General features: G+C 32.3%; 16 protein-coding genes. All 16 read right to left on the bottom strand.

What is annotated here, in order from left to right:
* Window positions 1-174: 174 nt before the first annotated feature.
* The 16 genes from CO692_RS07365 to ecbA all read right to left on the bottom strand — a co-directional run bounded on the left by CO692_RS07365 (window position 175) and on the right by ecbA (window position 20,491).
* On the bottom strand, window positions 175-1,095 hold the full coding sequence (locus CO692_RS07365) for a conjugal transfer protein (RefSeq protein WP_002372662.1): 921 nt from the start codon (window positions 1,093-1,095) through the stop codon (window positions 175-177).
* A gap of 9 nt (window positions 1,096-1,104) precedes the next feature.
* On the bottom strand, window positions 1,105-2,127 hold the full coding sequence (locus CO692_RS07360) for a bifunctional lytic transglycosylase/C40 family peptidase (RefSeq protein WP_096742862.1): 1,023 nt from the start codon (window positions 2,125-2,127) through the stop codon (window positions 1,105-1,107).
* 9 nt (window positions 2,128-2,136) lie between these two features.
* The gene (locus CO692_RS07355) at window positions 2,137-4,170 is read right to left on the bottom strand and encodes a CD3337/EF1877 family mobilome membrane protein (RefSeq protein ID WP_096741956.1); all 2,034 of its coding nucleotides are present in this window, start codon (window positions 4,168-4,170) and stop codon (window positions 2,137-2,139) included.
* A gap of 3 nt (window positions 4,171-4,173) precedes the next feature.
* A complete protein-coding gene (locus tag CO692_RS07350; protein ID WP_096741955.1) occupies window positions 4,174-6,624 on the bottom strand; it encodes an ATP-binding protein in 2,451 nt (816 codons plus the stop codon).
* Window positions 6,608-7,000 carry a conjugal transfer protein gene (locus CO692_RS07345; RefSeq protein WP_002372668.1) on the bottom strand — a complete coding sequence of 131 codons (393 nt, stop codon included), beginning with the start codon at window positions 6,998-7,000 and terminating at the stop codon, window positions 6,608-6,610. Before CO692_RS07345 ends, CO692_RS07350 begins: the two co-directional genes overlap by 17 nt.
* Before the next feature lie 58 nt (window positions 7,001-7,058).
* Window positions 7,059-8,162, bottom strand: a complete 1,104-nt coding sequence (locus CO692_RS07340; RefSeq protein WP_002372680.1) for an AAA family ATPase — start codon at window positions 8,160-8,162, stop codon at window positions 7,059-7,061.
* 2 nt (window positions 8,163-8,164) lie between these two features.
* Window positions 8,165-8,953 (bottom strand): DUF6414 family protein, encoded by a 789-nt coding sequence (locus tag CO692_RS07335; RefSeq protein WP_025186885.1) that lies wholly within the window; start codon window positions 8,951-8,953, stop codon window positions 8,165-8,167.
* A 90-nt stretch (window positions 8,954-9,043) separates the two neighbouring features.
* Window positions 9,044-9,544 carry an antirestriction protein ArdA gene (locus CO692_RS07330; protein WP_002372684.1) on the bottom strand — a complete coding sequence of 167 codons (501 nt, stop codon included), beginning with the start codon at window positions 9,542-9,544 and terminating at the stop codon, window positions 9,044-9,046.
* 17 nt (window positions 9,545-9,561) lie between these two features.
* A complete protein-coding gene (locus CO692_RS07325) occupies window positions 9,562-9,783 on the bottom strand; it encodes a hypothetical protein (RefSeq protein WP_002372686.1) in 222 nt (73 codons plus the stop codon).
* Between the two features lie 13 nt (window positions 9,784-9,796).
* On the bottom strand, window positions 9,797-10,984 hold the full coding sequence (mobT, locus tag CO692_RS07320) for a MobT family relaxase (RefSeq protein WP_102136370.1): 1,188 nt from the start codon (window positions 10,982-10,984) through the stop codon (window positions 9,797-9,799).
* A gap of 708 nt (window positions 10,985-11,692) precedes the next feature.
* A complete protein-coding gene (locus CO692_RS07310; protein ID WP_002372692.1) occupies window positions 11,693-12,169 on the bottom strand; it encodes a nucleoside deaminase in 477 nt (158 codons plus the stop codon).
* A 156-nt stretch (window positions 12,170-12,325) separates the two neighbouring features.
* A complete protein-coding gene (locus CO692_RS07305; protein WP_096741954.1) occupies window positions 12,326-13,699 on the bottom strand; it encodes an FtsK/SpoIIIE domain-containing protein in 1,374 nt (457 codons plus the stop codon).
* A gap of 9 nt (window positions 13,700-13,708) precedes the next feature.
* On the bottom strand, window positions 13,709-14,074 hold the full coding sequence (locus CO692_RS07300; RefSeq protein ID WP_002372696.1) for a YdcP family protein: 366 nt from the start codon (window positions 14,072-14,074) through the stop codon (window positions 13,709-13,711).
* A 12-nt stretch (window positions 14,075-14,086) separates the two neighbouring features.
* Window positions 14,087-14,401, bottom strand: a complete 315-nt coding sequence (locus CO692_RS07295; RefSeq protein WP_002372697.1) for a YdcP family protein — start codon at window positions 14,399-14,401, stop codon at window positions 14,087-14,089.
* Between the two features lie 132 nt (window positions 14,402-14,533).
* Window positions 14,534-17,119: a TrlF family AAA-like ATPase gene (locus CO692_RS07290; protein ID WP_065421400.1), complete on the bottom strand. Its 2,586-nt coding sequence runs from the start codon at window positions 17,117-17,119 to the stop codon at window positions 14,534-14,536.
* A gap of 168 nt (window positions 17,120-17,287) precedes the next feature.
* A complete protein-coding gene (ecbA, locus tag CO692_RS07285; RefSeq protein ID WP_096741953.1) occupies window positions 17,288-20,491 on the bottom strand; it encodes an MSCRAMM family collagen-binding adhesin EcbA in 3,204 nt (1,067 codons plus the stop codon).
* Window positions 20,492-20,516: the final 25 nt, after the last annotated feature.

The raw sequence follows: 20,516 nt of genomic DNA, 5'->3' as shown, positions 1-20,516 counted from the left end.
AAGGGACTTCCTTTTTTCTATTTACACAAAATATTTTACACTCTCGTGAAATTTATTTCGGGAATCTCTAGGATTTATGGAGCATGTCAAACCTTATAAAATCTATTAAAAAGGGAATCGTTGTATTCATGATTCCCTTTTTATTGAGAAATAACAAGAGGATATTCAATAAAACTAGAAGGATACAGAAATTATTTTCCAATTTTCTTCTTTTTGTAGGTTTAAATTATATTGAAAGACATATTCACTTTTAGTTATGCTATCCAGATACTTCACAGAAAGCGCAACATGATATTCTTCTTTAGTTTTTGAAAATGTCGGATCAATCAAAGATGAAAAAATTATATTCCTGTTTATGACTGGCAAGGATTGATTTTTCATGTAATAGGCCAACTCATCTTTTGTTGCAGTGGGGTATAATTTGAAGAACGTTTCTAAAAAAGACAAAATTTCCTTTTTTGCAGATGAATCTATATCTAATTGATCTACATCTTCTGTCAATTGATAGTTTGATCGTTTGGGAATTGTCCAAATTGTTGGATTTTTTACGATAACAAGATCGCCATTAGGATCTTGGTGAATAACAATTTTAAAAGCATTAGTAGTTACTTGATTTTTTTTATTTTCACTAACTTCTTGAGTAACGGAATAAACAACAGAATATTTACCTTTCTCTGTAGTTTCAACTTGCCAAATTTGACTATTAATAACTTTTGAACTGGTAGGAATGTCCGAACGAATGATATCTTCGTTTAGTGCCTGTAATTGTGACGTTAAATAATTGTTAATTTTAGCCTTTCTCTTAGCTAGGGCTTCCTTTTTGTTTTCCCATTGATAATAGTCATAAATAAAATTTTGTGTGAAGTTATCTATAGAGTGAGTATCAAAAATTTCTGTTTTAATAGTTTTAGTTTCATGTATTGTGTGAGAGTTTATAACTGTAAAATTTTTGTATATAGCAAAAGAAAGACTCACTAGTAATAAAGACCATAGAAAAAGGACACCCTTTTTATGGGTGCCCACGTATATTGTCTTCAGTGCTTTATTTTTTGAAGGTTTATTTTTTTTAGAACTATGCTCAATTTTAATTTTCATTAGAAATCCTCACTTTCCATTTTTTATTCTTCCAGCACCAATTAAGTGTTGCTTCCAATAGTCATTATTTAAATCAGTATAACCAATCGGATCACCCGCATGATACATACGCATATTTCCTACGTATATTCCAACATGAGTTACATAGTCAGCGGTAGGATAAGTAGAGTGAAAAAAAATTAAATCTCCAGGCTGAGCTTTTGACAAAGGAAAATGCTCCATTACATCATATTGCGCTTGTGCTGTTCGAGGCAAACTGATACCTGCTTTTTGAAAAGTCCATTGCGTAATTCCACTACAGTCAAAAGAGGTATTGGGATTAGATCCACCAAATACATAAGGATATCCCTGATATTTTAGTGCTTCATCCATAATAACTTGTACAATCTTATCATCAAACTTTTGAGTGGTAGAAGTTAGATATTGGTTCACCAATAATACATAAAACATGTTACCGTAGCTATATCGCCAACCTCCATTTTTTTGAATAGAGAGGTTATTTTTATAAGGAACTTTTTTACCTTGTGATTTTTTCTTAGAAAAACTTTCTGCTAATTCAAAAGAATATTTTTTGCCATTTTTAGAGACATAGGACAAAAATCCTCCGCCATAATTATAGGCTTGAATGATACTTTGCTGATCAACACTAAGTGATTTAGCCATTCTAACTAACTCTGAAAAGTAATGAACTCCTTGAGCAATGGATTCTTCTGGATTAGTAATTGAGTTTGGCGGTAATCCCTTAGATTCAGAAGATTGCATAACGTCTTTAAGTTTTCCACCACTTTCAACTTGAATGATTGCTAGTAAAGTATCTACATAATCTGAAATATTTTCATTTTTAGCGTATTTTTCTACTATAGGTTTGTATTTTAAAACATCTTCTGATACGCCAGTTGAAATACTATTCTCTGAAATACTCATGTTAATCGTTTGAGTTTCTTCAGGAATTAAAATTGTAATAAAAGTTAGTAAGCCAACAAAGAAAGTTGAAAAAATCAGAAGTAACGATATCTTTATTTTCCATCTCATTTGTCTCACCTACTTATTACTTCTATGTCGCTTGAAATGAATATTTTTGCTATCGGGTTGGCTAGTTACTTTAGCTCTTTTTATTCGTATTTCTTTTGAGGAATTAACAATACTCTGTCTAATTTTCTTTTCCTTTGAAGTTTTTAAATGTTTATGGTTAAAAGTAGATTTAATATTATTTTTTGAATCGTTTTGATATCCTGGCGAGGTACCATTCAAACGGATATCTCTATTCGTTGAAGAATAAGGAACTTCTGATACTGATACTTTACTTGTTCTACTTGAAGAATTGCTTTTAATTGTTGGCAATCCCGAAGTGCTACGTCGCTGTGTGAGTGGTCGGCGACTATTTTTTGGCTTTTTAGTATGTTCATCCGTAATGCCTTGCTTAAAGTCAGATACAGATTTTCTCATAGCTTGATTTACTGTATAAGGTAGTTCTTTTACTTGTTGTTTTTTGTTTGAGACATATTTAGAAGCTCGATTTCTACTATCTAGTACTTTTCCGATTTGTTGTCCCGCTAAATAACTGCGGGTATTTAAAGCAGAGGATCTTATTGTTTGTTCTGAGGCTGTCTCCGTGTAAGGAGATTTAGATGCCATCTTGGACTTTTGCGCGCTGGAATGGTTTTTTCCTGCCAAGTAACCAATGGTCCCTCCGAATAAAGTACGATTAATTGAATGTTGTAATTTTTTTACTCCACGATTGAAATATCGCTTAGGATGATGAAGAACACGGCGTCCAACTTGTTGTGAATCATTGGATTGCAAACTAAAGAAACTTAGAATATCGCCTAACTTCATATAGATCCCTGAAAAAGTTACGATTTGTAAGAAGGCAATAAGGAAAAAAGGATAGCCGATAGTTAATGTATAGAACATTGTGGAGATGCTAAATGCCGTTGTAATAATTAAAGTAATTCCTGCACGTAGCATAATAGTATTAAAAAGCTTCATTAATGCTGTTCTCCCCATATTTGTAAAATTAGGTAACATAGATAACAAAAAGCTGATAGGAAGGAACATCGCATACAGGATAAATAAAATTTGAGAAAAAATCATAATACCTGTTAGCAAAAATATAAAGATGGAAATTCCAAAGTTAAATAGTACTAAAAAGACAACCATACCTAACCGACTGATTGTTTTTGTAAGTGTTAAATTTTGATTATCATATTTCTCAATCTCAGCTTTAACGACTTCTTCACGATCTTTTCCGTTATTCTTGTCGGGACTAATTTCCAATAGACTATCGATACGAGATTCTTCAAGTTCACCTTTATTTGAATTACTAAATTGAAGAAGTAGCCAAGGCTGTTCAACTTGCACCGAAAACAATGTATCGCGAATGAGATCAACACTATTTTCAGCCTTTGATTCTGAATGAGGAAAAATTATTTTGGATCCTAAATCTAAACTCGCTTGAGAAACGTCAGCAGAAAAGTCATTAATCTTTTGAATATATGAGGGAGCATAGGCGATAAATCCCGCGGATAATAGAAAAACTACAATAAAGTTAGTAATAGCTTGGATAGCTTTGGAAGTCTCTCTTTTTATCAATCCTACATAGGCAACATGTATTCCGATAATCAGGATAAATATAAGCAAAAAACCGGCATAAAAACCAGAGGAGGAAAATCCTTTGGCAGATATGCCAGCCAAGATCTGCATATTTTCTCCAATTTTATTTGCTGTATCAGAAATAAAGTCCAGATTGTAAGCTTGTTGTATGACATATCCAGTTGCATTCGATAAATACAAACTAATAGTCCAAATAATATTGGATATAGCAAATAATCCATAATGTACTTGATTTCCAATTCCATCTTTCCAATTCCAAGGTAACCAATCCCAATTAGTATCTACATAGAAATCTAATTGATAATTATCCAATGGATATTTTGAATATAAATTTTGTGGATCTACGGTATCGTCAACTAATCCGACAGCATGAGCAATAGTGCCAAAAATTGTTAAAAATAAAAAAGTAATCCCTCCGATAAGAAGAACTACCAAAAATATTTTTTTCAACTTTGATTTCAATTGTTACACCTCACTTTTTTTAATAGGAGGACGGGTATCGAAAGCATGAAACAAATCTTCAAAGACGGGATGAATTTGAATAGTACCTATTCGACCATATAAGTCTTGAAGTAAACATTGTCCATTCTCTAGTTCGCGTAGTCTTCTTTGGTTTTCTTCATCATTTTGATCTACACCAAAAAATTCCAATGTCTTTTTTATTTCCTGAATATCAGTAGAACGAAAAGCAAATTTCAATCCAATATTATTTTTTAATTTTTCATCAATTAGATCATCTGCATTTTGTGTGACAAAATATACGCCGGCATTCATCGATCTTCCTGCACGCACTAGACGATTAGACAATGTTTTACCTTGGGCTACTTGAAGAAATGACCAAGCCTCATCCAAATCTACAATTTTAAATTTACTACGATCAGAGTGAATGAAGTCTAATGCAAACGTAGAAAGTACAATTAACATAGCAACACTTAGTAATTCAATTGTTGTGTATTCGGAAAAGTTAGATTGTGTATCTGGTAAAATAAGATCAGCCACTTGAACAATATTCAACTGTTTATCTAAACTGATAGAATTTTCAGTTGTTCCATCACTAAATAAAAGATGTGCAAAGTCGTAATCTGTAAAACTTTCAATGTGATCAGCTATAGAATGTGCTACAGGATTTTCGTCCAGTCGTAACTCATCGATGACTAACCATAATCCTCTTATCTCACGTTGTGTAACTGACCGAATTGCTTTTCGTAATAAAGGAAAACGTTCGCTATCACGACTAGATATACCTGTTAAGAAAGTTAAAATATCAATTGCTAAACTTTCCGCATCTTTTCTACGCTTCATTAATACATACGGATCAAGTAGACCTTGATTACTTTCATCACTTGTAAGATTTACAATGTTTATTTCCTCAGAAATTTCCGGTAGGTTTTCTTTCCAATTTCCTCGCTCAGCTTTTGGATCTATAATTAAAGCCTGTGCACCAAATAAAACGGCATAGTAAATCAATAGGTTATTAGAAAATGATTTTCCACCACCTAAAGAACCAAGAAAAGCTGAAGCAAGGGCATTTGTTACAGACCCTTTTACACCTTGGCTTGCTAAATGAGGTTTTAAATAGACATTTTTTCCAGTTTCAATATTATATCCAATGTAAATACCATTAGATTCACCTAACATTTGTGAAGCTCCAAATCCAAGACCAGCTATAAAATCAGAAGTTACGTATTGAACATAATCATTAATATATCGTTTGCTTGATGGGATAAATTCATGATGCAATCCAATCATGTCGCCAAAGGGACGAACTAGTTTAATGTTCCAATCATCATAAAAATCTTTTATTTCATTACATCGACGTTTTAATTCTTCATAGGAACTAGCTGTGACACGAATGACATAACTTAATTTGTACATAGCTTCTTTAGTTTGGTCCAACTCATCTTCCAATTCATTTACATCTTCCAATGCTTCTAGAAGATTATTGCCAGTTTCGTTATCGCTTTTCCAAGCATGGTTCTCTAAGTCTTTCAACTCTTTTTTCTTGTTTCTAACAGTAGTCAGAGCTTTTTTATTAGCGACAATTTCAATGTTCATACTGGTGTCTATGGGAAATTCAAATTGTTGCTGTTGATAATAAAATATTTCATTCGAAGGGAAATCCAATTCACCCACAATAGAGTCAATTGTAAAATAAGCAGCATAATCAGTAGACGTCTCATTTTGTATCTTTAAGTAACGCTGGTTTTCTTCAATTAAAGTTCTAGTTGGCTTTAATAGATCAAAATATTTAACGAGTGTATCCTGTCTAAATGTCTTAGACGGTAAATGAAATTCATAATCTTCAAATGGCAAAGTTTCTTTTCCGTAGATATGTTCAATTAAATACCCAAAATCGTTTTTGTTTAGGGGACGAATATGAAATCTACGTTCAATTTTGGCTTGTAAAAGATTAGCCATTTTTGTATAGCGATGTACTTCATGTTGAGGAAAAACTACAAAATCACCCATTAATTTCTCATTTACATCTCTATAAAAAGTAGATAATGTATTTTTCATGATCTGTTTTAAGCTTTTTAGAGTTATTTCTTGATCCTGTACAAGGAGTTTGAACCCAATAAAAAAGCGATAATCTATCTGATTATCACCAATTATATCTTCTAAAGCAGCAGTTTGATCATCAATTCGCTGGAAAGCGACATCTTTTAGATGACCTGAAACAAGCTCTTTGCTTTCTTCTTGTATAGAACGAAGGGAACGTTCGGTACTAAGTTGAAGTGCATGGATTTTTCCTTCTCTATTTTGCGCAATCATTTGACGGAAGTTCATATGAACTTGCATCTTCTGCTCAGGAGTTAGAAATGAATAATTATAGGGTAAAAGCTCATAATAAGCAAAACATTCTCCATCATGGTTAAATACAAGATTATCCTCAATATATTTAATTGGATACTTCAATTAACTCACTCCTTACAACAGTTACTTGATTAGTCATTACTTTATTTCTAAATTTCACTTTTTTTCCTGCATAAGTAATTTTTGAACGAAATAAGTAGGAGATTACAGTATAAATAAAACGATAAGGTTTTTTTCCATCAAATGATTTCTGACTCATAAACCAAGTTAAGCTGACTGGAATACCTACATATTTTAGTAATGCGCCCTTAATTAACGAAAGGGGAGGGATATCATCTAGCAACATAATTGTGAACAGACTACATATAAACCAAGTCATTTGACTAAATGTTATTGGGAAAGGAAGTCTAAAATCATTAATGGCATAAATTACCTTTTCAACAGACCAAATATTTGTATAGCTTTTTAGTTTTTTCATGTAATTCACCTCAAAAAAAGAACACCGTAGTAAACCTAAACTACGGTGCTTCCATAAATTACTTTAATATTTCATTCATCAAAATATCTGATACACAGTCTTCCATGTATTTTCTTATCGCCCTCATATTCGGTAAATTTTGAAGTTTTCTTCGTACTTGTTGTAGTACAAGATCTTTAGAAATTTTATCAAAATACTCAGGTTTCATAACTTCTTTATTGACTAGTTCATCAAATAGATTAAAAATTATTTTTTCCTTTTCTTCAAGAGTAAATTCAGTAAAAGGAATAAATCCATCAAATCTGCTTAATAAGGCTTCATCTATATTTTTTTCCATGTCTTGAATAGAAAGCAAGTTTGATGTACAGATGATAATGGAATTGCTAACATCAACAGTAAAGTTTTGATCCATATAAATTCCTTCATCAAACATTTGAAAGAAAGAGGTATGGAAAAAATGAGGAGCTAAAGCAAATTCATCAAGTAGTATTACATTTGATTTGCGATTTAATAATTTTTTTGAAAAAGAATCTTCAGTGTGACTTGTTGACTTAAAATATTTTACGCTTATTTCTCCGCCAACCATCGTCATCTGTTCTCTTAAGATTTCGTCATTACCATACAATACTTTAGATAAATACTTAGCTGTTTCAGTTTTTCCAATTCCTGGTTTTCCAAAAAACATGAGAACTAAAGGTTTATTGGAAGGTCTTATCATTTGTGCAATCAGTTTTCTACAGATAATTTTTTTTGCTTTTTGTTGCCCGATAATATGCTCATCAAATTGATTATTTACTTCTCTTAGAAGAAGTTCTGTGACCTTGGGATATTGATGATGATATATAGGGATAGCTTCTGAATATAGTGAAATCTTATCTAAAAAAAACTTGGGAGGATTATGAATCCAAACTTTATCAAGCTCAGCAGTGTTAAATAGTTTTACTAGAAATTCGAAATTTTCAAGAACATGACTGTTTAATCCCGAGCAATCTTCAGTAGTAATTACACAAATATCTTTATCGTGTAAAGGTTCTAATATATCCTCTGTTGCCGCATTTGAAGTCCAATTTCTTGTCACTTCACTAAAAGATACAATATTATCAAACTGTTCTAATCGTCCATTGAAATCAGATTTAGGTTCAAAAAAAACTTTAATTTCCAATATTAAACACCTGCCATTAAAATATCAATAATAGGTAAATGCAGATTTGTACGGGTATTTTCCTGTTCGTTATCAAAATCGGCTCCTATATTATTTGAGGGTACGTCTTGTGTCATGTTATCCATTTGATGATTAAATGACAGGTTTGAATCTTTTAGTTCACCAACTTTAATCCCAAAAAGCTTCAAGCTCATCTTTGTGAGATCATTTAAGTTGTAATTATTTCTCAAGCCAGAAATGTTAAATCGAACAACCATTTTTTCACCTTCTGCATTCTCACAAATAAATTCATAGTAACCAGAGAGCTGATCTAAAGTCTTTTCCATAGCATGAAGGTTAAATCCGCTAAAGTTTTTTCTATCTTCCTCACTTAATGTTTGTACCTTATTTACATCATCAATCATATTAATAATTGGCATTAAGTTTCTATAATATGCAGGTGATTCTTTATGGATGAAAAGTTGGATATTTGATAAAGAGACAATCAAGGGATGCTGATCTTTAATTACACTCATAAAACTACTAATTAAAGTATTTGTGAGCTGAGTCTCAACGATATTGTTTTTATTGTAAGAGGCATTCCCAGAAAGCTTTAATTTTGCAATATTAAAAAATCCTTTTCCTACGGATGCTTGGCCATCTATTGCTGCAACGGACTCCGAAACTTTTTTAATGATTTTAATTTCTTCACCATCATTGTTCAGCTGCATAAAGTCTAAAACGGCTTGTTCATCAAGATAAACAACCTTTCCAAAAGATAATTCATTAGTGTTCCCATTCACTTTTCCCATTAGTCACCCTCCAAACGTATGTTCTTAATTAGTTTAGCACATTTTTATAATTAAAAAAAGTTGTTGTAGCATTGAGAGGGCGATTAGCTATTATCCTAAGTATTCAAATACACCATTACTTGTTACTAAAAAATTCCCTTCCATTTCCATATCCCGGCCTAATGCTTGATAATCAATATAATTTCGAAGATTTGAGGGAACTTCACCAAGTTGACCTGTCTCTTCAATATAATAAGCAGCTACATCTTCCATAGAATCACAATCAGGGTAATAAAAGATGTCATCCTTATGATTAATAAGATCTTCAAAATTAGAAAACCACATATTTTGTATTTCCTTTATCTCCTTAAAAATAGGGGTCCCTTCAATTTCTGAAACTAGAGAGCATAGTCGATTAATCTCTGAAATAGACGTGTACTCGTTAATCTCAAATGGTAATTCGTAATCGTGAATTGCATATTCTTCGTATTGACTATTTAAACCAATTTTTTCTTTAACTTCTTCAAGAGAAATAGGCGGTTGAAACCATGCACCTACCAGCTCTCCTTCGTTATATTTCCCAAGATTTGTAATATAGACTTGCATATCCATTCTTAGCACCTCCATCATTATGAACCGATAATTCGATTGAAAAGGTTTAATAGTACATCTTTTACACCAGCTGCATTAAAGACTAGACCTACTGCGATTAGTGCAATGATTAGAAAACCAGTTAATTTAGAAAATTCTCGTTTGAACCCTAAATATACTCCAATGATAACAATAGCCATCAGAACAAGTGACTGTGCGTTAGATAAAAACCAATTATATAAGTTTTGTCCGAAATTCATGGCGTATTCTCCTTTACTTAATAATAATTTCTTCAGCAGGAAGTGTTTGCTGTTGTAAAATTCTTTTATGTCGATCTGATAATTCAGCATGCTGAATCATATCTTGAATAACTGAGGTTTGATTTAGCTTATCAATTTTCATTGCTAGTTTTAACGTAGGGATAACCTGTCTAGCTAACCAATTTAATGTACGATCAAAAGAATAGGGAGTTGGTTCAGATGTTAAGCGAAGTTTACGTTGATTTTCACCTAAAAAAAACGCCCAATCAGCATTAATTTTCCACTGATTGCGGCGCTTATTAGGATCTTTGTCAACGAATCTAATATAACGATTGATGATGGAAAAGGTAGTGTAGCCTACATTTTCATTATTTAGCAAATCAATAATCGTATGAAAAGCACGTTCGTTCTTTAGTCGAATTTCGAACCGATTTTTGACTGGGTTATCTTCTATAGGGATTCCTAGTTTGACATATTGCTCATAGTCCTTTTGATAAATACAAAAATAAACTTCGGATTTTAATGAGCCGATATAAAGTGTATTGCCCATGTCGGGTTTTTCGTGTTGACGAATAAGTTCTCCCGATTGATAATTTTTGAAACTTCGAAAGATGGAGATACACTCATCATTTTGACATTTTTTTGCAAGTTCTGAAATATTTAGGAGACCGACTTTATCGTTAATTGCTAAATCTAAACGCTTGTAAACGCCATCTACGGTAAAAACATCTAAAAAGAAGTCGTACCATGTTCGATGTTGTGCTAGTAAAAAGTGCTCAAATTGGCGACAACCTTTTCCTTTCATCTCAAGTAAAATCCCTTTTTCAATATTATGAGAGGCCATGACAGCTATATCTCCAAAGATGTATTGTTCCTCATAAGAATAAAATGCATAGTCTTCATGCAACATGTATTTCATTTTTAATCTCAGTATATTTTCAATAACGAACTGCGGGTTCGTAGTTGGAAATCGAATTCTAACGTAGTCAAATATCATTTCTAAGGGTAAATCAGGATTGAAACGTTCTAGAACATTATTTAAAGTTGTCAGCAAGGTGATGGAGGGAACAGTTTTTTCAGTTTCAATTTCACTTAGGTATTGTCGAGAGATACCAGCAGCTGTAGCTAGTTTATTTTGTGAAACACCATAGGCGTTTCGTCGTTCTTTCAATTCACTAATTCTTTGACTTAAGTTTGTCAATACAATTCCTCCCAATATTTTAATAAATAAAAAAGATGTCAACTAATAGGAAGTAGTTGACACCTTAGAAAAGCCAAAAGAAAGCTTGTATATCAATGTTGATTGACCATTTGCTATAATTTTTTGTTGTATTTCTACCCCCCTGTTAGATATAGGGGGGTAGATACTAGCGCGTGTGGCTGCGCCACACACGCCAGAAAAAGCCATGACTAATGCGCTGCAGTCATGGCTTTTTCACTTGTAGTGTTGTATACAAAAAAGATTAATTAGTATGGGTAAAAAGTTTAACCCATTAAATTATCTATTTTGAAAATAGAGTATGAGGATTCCTATTGGTGCAATAAAAATGCTGAATATATAGATAAAAAACATTTTTATCACAGCCCAAATCACAGCCCAGAGTCCATTAACAAACCACACGTTATCACCCAGTAGTAATGAAACTAAAGAATCGTAGACAAACATAGCAAAAGGATATAAAAAGAAGTGGAAGCATTACTTGGACTACTGATATAAAAAAGAGCCGATAGTAAACCACTAAATATATATTGCCTAATTAAGTAACTAGGACGCAAACTGGTAAAAACGGTACGGAAAAAGTGAATCATCCCATTCCCTCCAATCAGATTATCCAATTAAAATGTTTTGTAAACTTATAGGATTGTACCTACTAATAGTTAGTCTAGTTTGTTCTAAGTTTTAAAACAGTTATTTGTCTTTGTGATCACTAAAGTAATCCTTTAATATCTGAACACCTTTATCTCTGAGAACCCCACCTGAAACCTGAGGTTTCCAAACGGAATGTTCAAACACTAAGAGGCATGGCGACTCTTCCTTTTCACCTAAGATGCTATCTAAATCTTTTGCATAAGCACTAAAAACTAAGCGACCTAACTTGGACCAGACTATAGCACCAGAACACATAAAGCAAGGTTCACAACTCGAATACAAAGTGTATTCAGAAAGATCTGTAATTTTATATTTTTGACAGAATTCTCGAATAAGCCCGTGCTCAGCATGAAAGGTGGGATCGCTTTTGATGTGAATTTGATTTTCATTTGTAAAAACAATTGTATTGTCTTTTACTAAAATAGCACCGAAAGGTTCGTTACCTTGATTTTTAGAGGCTTCAGCCAAAGATATTGCTTGCATTATAAAGCGTTCATCTTGTTTTTTTAAATCCACAAAAATCACCCCCCTCAGTACTAGTATACAATAGACTAATTAAATTTAACAAACTAGTTTTGGTTATTTTCAATCTGATTTCTTACGTTTTATAGATAATATATAGTTAGGAGGAAGGAACTATATCAATAAGGAAAATAGGAATGAGTTCCTGACTCATGAGATACCAGATTCATTTGAATTGTTTGATATTCTAGTGTGATACAATTGATTAATTGTATCTAAAAAATCATGATTTTTTGGTACAAGTGGTGTATAAAATTCGCTGATGACATTTGTTCCAACATCAACGTAACCTCTACCCTTAATTTGTTTTAGAAAGAATCTTTTATCAACATCACCGAACATCATAGAGAAGCCTAGTTCGCTCATACGACCTAAAGCTACACGAAAATTAAATTGATCTCGTATTCCATCTTGGAGATACTTTGCATATGGTCTTTGGCAAGCTAAAATAATAAAAAAACCGGCTTGACGCCCCAACATAACAATTTGTTTTAGTTTATTCATAATGACTAAACTATCTTTATTATTTAACATTTCCATAAATGCAACATATTCATCAAAAATTAAAAAATTAGGCTCAAGTTTTAAATAAGCATAATTTTCTCCTGTTTTATAATTGGACATTTTTTTCATCTCTAAACTTCTATTAATCATTCGATTGTAGAAATCATCTATACATTCAGAAATATCTTCTTTCTTGTAATAGACATTTTCCATAACTGTACCTAAATCAGCTAAATCTGCATTTTTGGGGTCTAAAATAAATAATTTAGCTTTTGTTCGTAGTAGGGCTTCAATAATTGTAAGAATGAAATATGTCTTCCCACCACCGGTACCACCTGCAATTAACATATGTGGGAGAGAGTCAAAATTCCAATAAATATTCTTCATTAACTTCATTGAACCGTCTTTTATAATCACTTCATCGATAGTTATGCGATTTCCAATAGTATCATAGAGCAAGGCATATTCGACAAATGAATCTTTTAGCTCCTTACTTATGAGTTCACAATATAGTCCGGATTCAAGCTTATCTTCTAAGTGTAGCAATTGCTCCTGATACTTACCCATAGTTATTTCAACAAGGACATACACTATACCGTTACTTAAGCGATAATAGATTTTTGGATACTTAATAATTTCATTTTCTTTTTTTGATTTAGAATCTTCAAATAGAGAAAGGTGGGGGATTGTTCTAACTTCATACCAACCATTCTCTAAAATCATTTTAGAAATTTTTTGTCTATGAACTATTCTTTTATACACGTCCAAATAGTTTCGATGAAATATATATAGTAAAAGTAAGATCCCGCTAATTGAAAATATAAAAGTAATAAAACCATAGAGACTGATAAAGTGACTTTTGATTTTATTGAAATCCCAGTTGGACTGAGTGAGAAATTTAATATGAAAAGGTAAGAAAAAACAAGTGAAGCTAGTACTGATAAAGAAAAAGAAAGAAAAAAAGACCAAGTTTTTATCGCTTGGTCTAATTCTACTTCCTTTCTTTGATAAAAATCTCATACATTATTCCTACTTATTTTTAGAATCAATTTTGGTAGGAGACACTACTTTATTTTTTAGAATTAAGTCATCCGCTTTGATATACCAATCAACTTCAGCACCACGAAATGTTGCATTTGCAACGGTATCCGCAATAGGGTTTACTAATTCTACTTCAACATTATAATCAAACTCTTTTAGTGGAACTGAAGCAGGAATGCTAACTTGAATCATTCTTCCTTGTTCTTTTGATTTTAAATCGTAAGTTCTTTCTTTCACTGTAGTTGATACCGTCCCATCCTCATTGGTTAAGAACACTTCACGTCGTAGAGCTGAAAACTTCAGACTACCAAATGTTTTCTCTTTATCTAAAACGATTCCTTGTGCTAATCTCATATTTATTCCCCCTTAAGCTTTAATCATATCGTCAGCATATAGAACGTAATTAGTAAATCCGCGATCGCCAATCTTATATCCTTCTGCAATAATTCTTGGATTTACAAGTTTAACAGACTCTTCAAAATCGAAGGATTTTTCTCCTGCTGAATAAGGTAAAATAACTTCAATATCATCTGCTCGCTGTACATCGGAATATAAGTTATAACTTCTAGAAACTGTTGTTACACGACCATTCACACGTCTTTGCTCAACAGAGCCTTCTCCAGCAAATTCTAAATTTCCAAAAGTATCTTTCATAATAGGTACTACATATTTTAACTCCATCAGTATTCCTCTTTTCTTAAAGTTATATTGTGGTTCTCACTTTTAGTGGTGGAGGACGAGAACTCCATATCAATCTTATCAATACCTCCATACAAAAAGGCCTAACTTATGTTAGGCCTTTTTGTAGTCCTTTTAATTTTTCCACAAATTATAGATTTCAGTTCTCTTATTAAAGGCTTCTTGTCCACCTTCCATAATATCTACAATTTTATTTTGAATTAGTTTATCATCAATACTTCCAGTAGTAGTTTCGATCTTTTCTGGATCATATGAAACAGCGATTACTTGCTCAGAATCTCCCAAAACAGGGATATTCGCATTATGGGTTGCAAAAATGAATTGGACATCCGGCTTTCTAAGCTTAATCTCTTTAATTATTTCGTTATAGATAACTTGATTATCTAAATCATCTTCAGGCTGATCAATCATTATTAAGTTATTATCTTTTTGCGAAAGAATAAATAGAACTAAAGCCGAAGCCCGTTGACCAATGGAGTGCTTCGTAATAGGTTTTCCATGGTAATTTATGGTTATTAAGTTTGGTGTTCTAATCTTTAGAAAAGAATTGTAATTTTCTCTTACCTTTTGTTTAACTTTGACTACCTGTGATTCGGGTAGCACGGAAGATATAATTTTTCCTTCATCAAGAAACACATCAATAACTAATGCTGTAAAATCTGGCAGGGCTTCTAATAATTGGTTATATCCAGAAGTAGTAACCCCAGTGCCTTTTAAACTAGCTTTCAAATTTGCTAGAAAGGTAGTTTTATTTCCTTTAAACGAAATTGCTAATTGTAAGGAATCTTGACTTGCATTAATTTTAGCTATCTCGTTTTTATAAATATCCAACTCTTCAAGTAAAGCATCATTTCTTTGAGAAATTAAAGCTTTAATCTCAGTAGTTAGTATGTCTTTCTCAGAATTATGACTGGTAATCTTCTGAATAGATTCAATTAGTTCCGCTTGCCTTATTTTCAAATTTGAAAATTCATCTGGATTTAAGTTAGGAATATTAATTTCTCTTTTGATTTCTGCAAACTCTTCTTCTAGAGAAGCAACAGTTAAATTAAATATGCTTGATAAAGATTCTATTTCATTTTGCGAGTTCTCAACAATCGTAATTATTTTTTCAATATCTTTTAGTGTAGTAGTTACATTTTTAATCTCTATTTTTAAAGCACTAAATATAGCAGGTATTTCTTTTGAGTCAACGGACTCCAACGAAATTAGTTCTGATATATTATCTGATGAGGTAATCTCTTTTAAAGCCAGTTTATATTTCTCGATGAATTTATTGATTTTGTCAATAGTCAGTTTATCTTTTTGAAAGTTTACTTGCTTTGAAAGTTTATCTGATAGTCCTTTTTCTTCAAAAATTTTTATTTTATACTCAATGTCAGATAACGTATTCGACAGGTCTGTAACAGAGTCTATTTTATCTTCTAAAGCTATAAGTTCCTTAATCTTATCTGATATTTCATTTTCAACAGCTAAAATTTTAGTGTGTAAAGACGGGAGTGCTTCACCAACCATTTTATCTAATAAATTTAATTCAAATCCATTATCCATTGAAGAGAGATCTTTTTGCCCAAAGTACAACGGTGATTTTAAAATTGAACTTGCTTTTGCACCTATCACTTGATTGTTTGTGTCAGCAACGTGAGGCTGCTCACCTAGAATTCTTTTAATTTTATATGATTTACCGAAGTTATCGTACAACTTTAAAATAATTTGCCCACCAGATCCAAGAAGATTTTCAACTACATCTTTTTTGTAATCTGAATCAGATGAAGAGGGGGACATGTCTAGTGCATATCTTATTGCCTCTATGATGCTTGATTTGCCGCTTCCTCTTATTCCGATTAAACAGTTTAATTCTGCAGATAAATTAATCTTTTGCTTATTTAGCTTTCCACCGATAAACTCAATTGACTGAATATATCCATGAACTATTTCCGGTTTTGTAGAAGAAATCCGATTTTTGAAATCTTTAAAAGCAATCATTACAGAATCAAAACAGTTATCTCCAATTTTTATATAGCTATGTTTTCCTTTGCCAATATCCGAAATCGATTTACAGTCAGAACCTTCAATATAGGGTAGTTCGTAACCCATCCAATCTTTGAGTTGCTGCATTTTATCTCTAGTTCTGCCTTTTTGTAAACCGAGAATTCGAGCTTTGAAATCTGAGTTGTTCGCTAACGAGTTTATGAGACCGCCGTTGCATTCTTCATAAAAACCGCTTTTTTGCTCTATGTGCGCCATTAGAATAAAATAGTCTTTTCCATAAGAATTTAATGTGGACATTACTTGTGGAAGGTCTTGAGCGCATCTTGTATTTTCATTCTCTCGATTATCTATGTTTTTAAATACCTCATCCAGAAACTGATTAATTGATTCTCTCTGTCCGTTAATCCAGTCGGTATCTTTAAATACTATTAGACAATGAATTCCATTAGAACCTTCTTTAACAGATAGTTCAACACCTGGAAGAAGAATAATATCGGATTTATTAGCTTTTTTTTTGAGCGCTTTGAATTCTCCTAAATCAAATTTATTGTGATTAGTAATAACCCCTAATCCTATTTTTTCTTCCTTTAACTTATCAATATAGTCCGAAATAAATCTATCTTCATCTCCTGAATATTTAAATTCTTTATCTTTTCTAGTGTGAAGGTGAAAATCTGCGCGAATCCAATGAGTACCATTTTCAAACATTTTTTTCCTCCCGATTTATGGCATGTATATTGATAAATGTACATCATTGGAAGCGCTTTGTATAGATGATAAGATAAAACAAATGTGTTTTGTAAATTAGGTTTGTGTATTGTAATCCCAATCGCAAAAGTACCTCGTAATTGAAGTGCCTTTGCGATATTTATAGAATTATTTTTTCCTTTTCCAGAAATAAACACAAGAAGAGATTGTAATAAAAATCACTCCAATCAACACTAATCCTTTAGACTCTTTAGAACCGGTCTGAGGCAATGCTTTTTGAGACAGTGTTACACGGGAATTAGTCTCCTTTGGTAATTCTTCTTTAGGGATGAGTGTTTGCGTTTTTTCTTTCAAGTTTTCATTATGCTTACCATTAATTTTTCCAGTACTATCATAATTAATCTCAGAAAAAGTAAAATATGTTCCTTTAGGATATTTACTAGTATCAATACTTTTTGCCAAGATAGTTTTTACGAATACTTTATCATCCACTTTATACTTGATTCTATTAGATTTCCAAATACTTTTAGCTGTTCCATCTGGTAAGACGGCGTACAAAATGGTCTCAAATGATTCTTCTTCACCACCGAATGATTTATGTGTAATTTCTATATCATCGTACATATCAACAATATCTCCGTACATAAATGTTTGAGATTCGTTTTTAAGATGTGCTCTTGTTTTTATGGTTATATCTGAAGGGATAGAGACTGTTACTGTTTGTGCTGGATTATCCAAATTGGCATCTACTGCAACGGGCTTTTCTCCATTACGGTATGCTTGCTCACTCTCATAGACATAGTTAAACAATACAATAGTTTTGTTAGAAATTTGATTCAAAGTCAACTTGTGGATGAGCTTCCACGTACCAGATTTTTCTTTGTTAGACAGTTTAGTAGCTAACTCACTGATAACTACAGGCTCACCATTTTTATTTTTGACTAGTAGGTCTTTAGTTGCATTCAAATCAATTGCTTTGGAAATCACGTACCAAGTGCTATTCACTTTGTTTAAATTGTAGCTGAGATTATCGATTAAATCTGTATCAATATTTTCAGTTAAATTTTTAGTTCCAGATTTCCAAATAGCAAGAGAAGTCACGCTATTCTCTTCTTCAGGAAGGTCATATAACATTAGTCGATTAAGGGAAACTGAAAAATTCTGATGAGTTAGCTCACTGTACGGAATTGTTACTGTTTTTATTGGATCACTCTGACCTTTTTCAGTAATTGTAAAAATATATTGGCTCTTATAGTAATCAAGTTTATTTTCTTTGAAGGAGGATTTAATGATTAGAGGCTGAATTTTTTTGAAACCCTTTGGTGCTTCAACTTCTTCAAGTTGATAGTCTCCATAAGGAAGATTTTCAAATTTTCCATATCCGTCAAAGCCTAATTCATTGCTATAGCTTGTGGTTACCTGATCAGTACCGCCTGTTATTTTTCTTGTACCATCAAGCGGCGTAATTCTAAAGGGAATATCATTAAAACCAGATTTTGTTGTACCTGATATAGAACTAGCAAATTTGAAGAAATCAAAATTAATACGAATAACTTGCTCCTGAGCTACTACATTTTTTTCGATAATCGCATTTTCTAAAGAATCGTCTACTTTTGAAATATCTACATTATATTTAGTCTTATCAATTGAATATCCTTCAGGAGCTTTACTTTCTTTCCAGTAATATTTCCCAATTGCTAAATGTTTAACGCCAAGTTGACTTTTCTCGTCCATACTTAAAGTGATAGTTTCCTCGGAAGCTTTAGTTCCTTTAACTAATACAGGATTGAAATTATCATTCCATTTTACTGGGGTTCCAGCCTTATGGTTATTGCTGTCTTCAGCATAGTAAAGTGTGTACTCAGCTCCATTAAATGTTGCTTTTCCTTGAGGTATAATCCCTGTTTCTTTGTCTTGTTTTGTTAAAAATGAACTTCCGGTAATCTCTTTGTTAGTTCCTTTAACAGTTGTGCGAACAATGTCGACCGTTTGGTTATGATACTTTAGTTCAACTTTTACAGGTTTAAAAGTATTCACAAAACCATTACTTGCTTTTCTTTCCGTTACATAATAAGTGCCGAGTTCTAACCCTTCAGTAATTTTATCTGATGTTTCTGCATGACCATTAGAATCAGTGGTAATGCTTTTCACGATTTCTCCATCAGGACTGTCTTTACGGATATCAAAAATATTTCCTTCTAAGGAGTAATGTTCATTCCATGGTACCATTTTTGTTTCCAAACCCACTTTATCTATGACAATTTGTCCTTTTTCACGATAATTTTTAGAAGTGACAGCAATAGTCTCACCTGCTTGAATAACTGCTTCCATAGGAGTTTTATCAATAACATAAGGATTAGGTACTGATTTTTCTGTAATGAGTACTTTTGTTCCATGAGGAATATTATCTACAATTACAGATCCATCAGAGCCGGTTTCAACATCTTTAGACGGAAAGGAATTACCAAAATCTAAATGAAAAGTTGTATTCGGAACGGGGCTTCCTGATTCTTTATCAACTTTTAGAACTTTCAAATTGCCTTTATTTTCTACATTAATCTTCAGAGAGTAGGTAGTAGGTTTGTCAATTGCACCGGCCATGACTGTCTGCTGCCCAGACTTTTTATATGCTACGGGTGTTCCAAATCCAGCTGATTTTTGAAGAGTTAATGTACCATCTTTAGAATTTTGATTTGGCGTCAATGTTAAATGATTCCCATTTACATGAAAGTCAATATTGGCGGTGTTTTCAACAACCTTATCAAATTCTGATAGATTTATACCATTTTCATCTGTTAATGTAGTGGATTTTCCTAGAACAGTTTGAATGCTTTTTCCATTAAAACTGGGCTTTTTCTGATAAACACTGATGGCATTGTTAATTTTATCTTCAATAGTAGCAATATCTAAAAATGAACCATCAGGACGCTTTATATATTCAAGACTATAGCCATTGACTTCTTCCCAAATCATTTTTTGAGCTACCATGTGTGTATCTCGATCCTTTCCCACATTGCTCCAAAGAACTGAAATTAATTTTGCTTTGTCGGACATGTCAGGGAGTGGATTTTTTTCGTATCCTGGAGTAGTACTATTAGGGATAGGAACCCCTGGTTCTATACAGAATACATCTTGTTTAATACCATTATAAATGGCATATAAAGGAGTAGTACGCTCTTTTAATGTTCTGCCATCTCTGAAAGTACCATCAACAGTATAAAGGTGCTCTAAATCATATTGAATTGTTACACTTTGTGGATATGAAAATTCATCTGCATATACTGGCAAAGCAGTAAACATTCCTCCAATAGTTTGATAAATTAAACTAAAAATAGCTAGTAAACGCCATCTTTTATTTATCCTTTTAAACATAAAGTCCGTTCTCCTTTCAAATTTA

Origin of the sequence: Enterococcus sp. FDAARGOS_375, from assembly GCF_002393265.1 — a bacterium.
GTDB lineage: Bacteria > Bacillota > Bacilli > Lactobacillales > Enterococcaceae > Enterococcus_D > Enterococcus_D innesii.
Note: the sequence above shows the minus strand (reverse complement) of the source record. Positions and strands in the feature narration are given on the sequence as shown.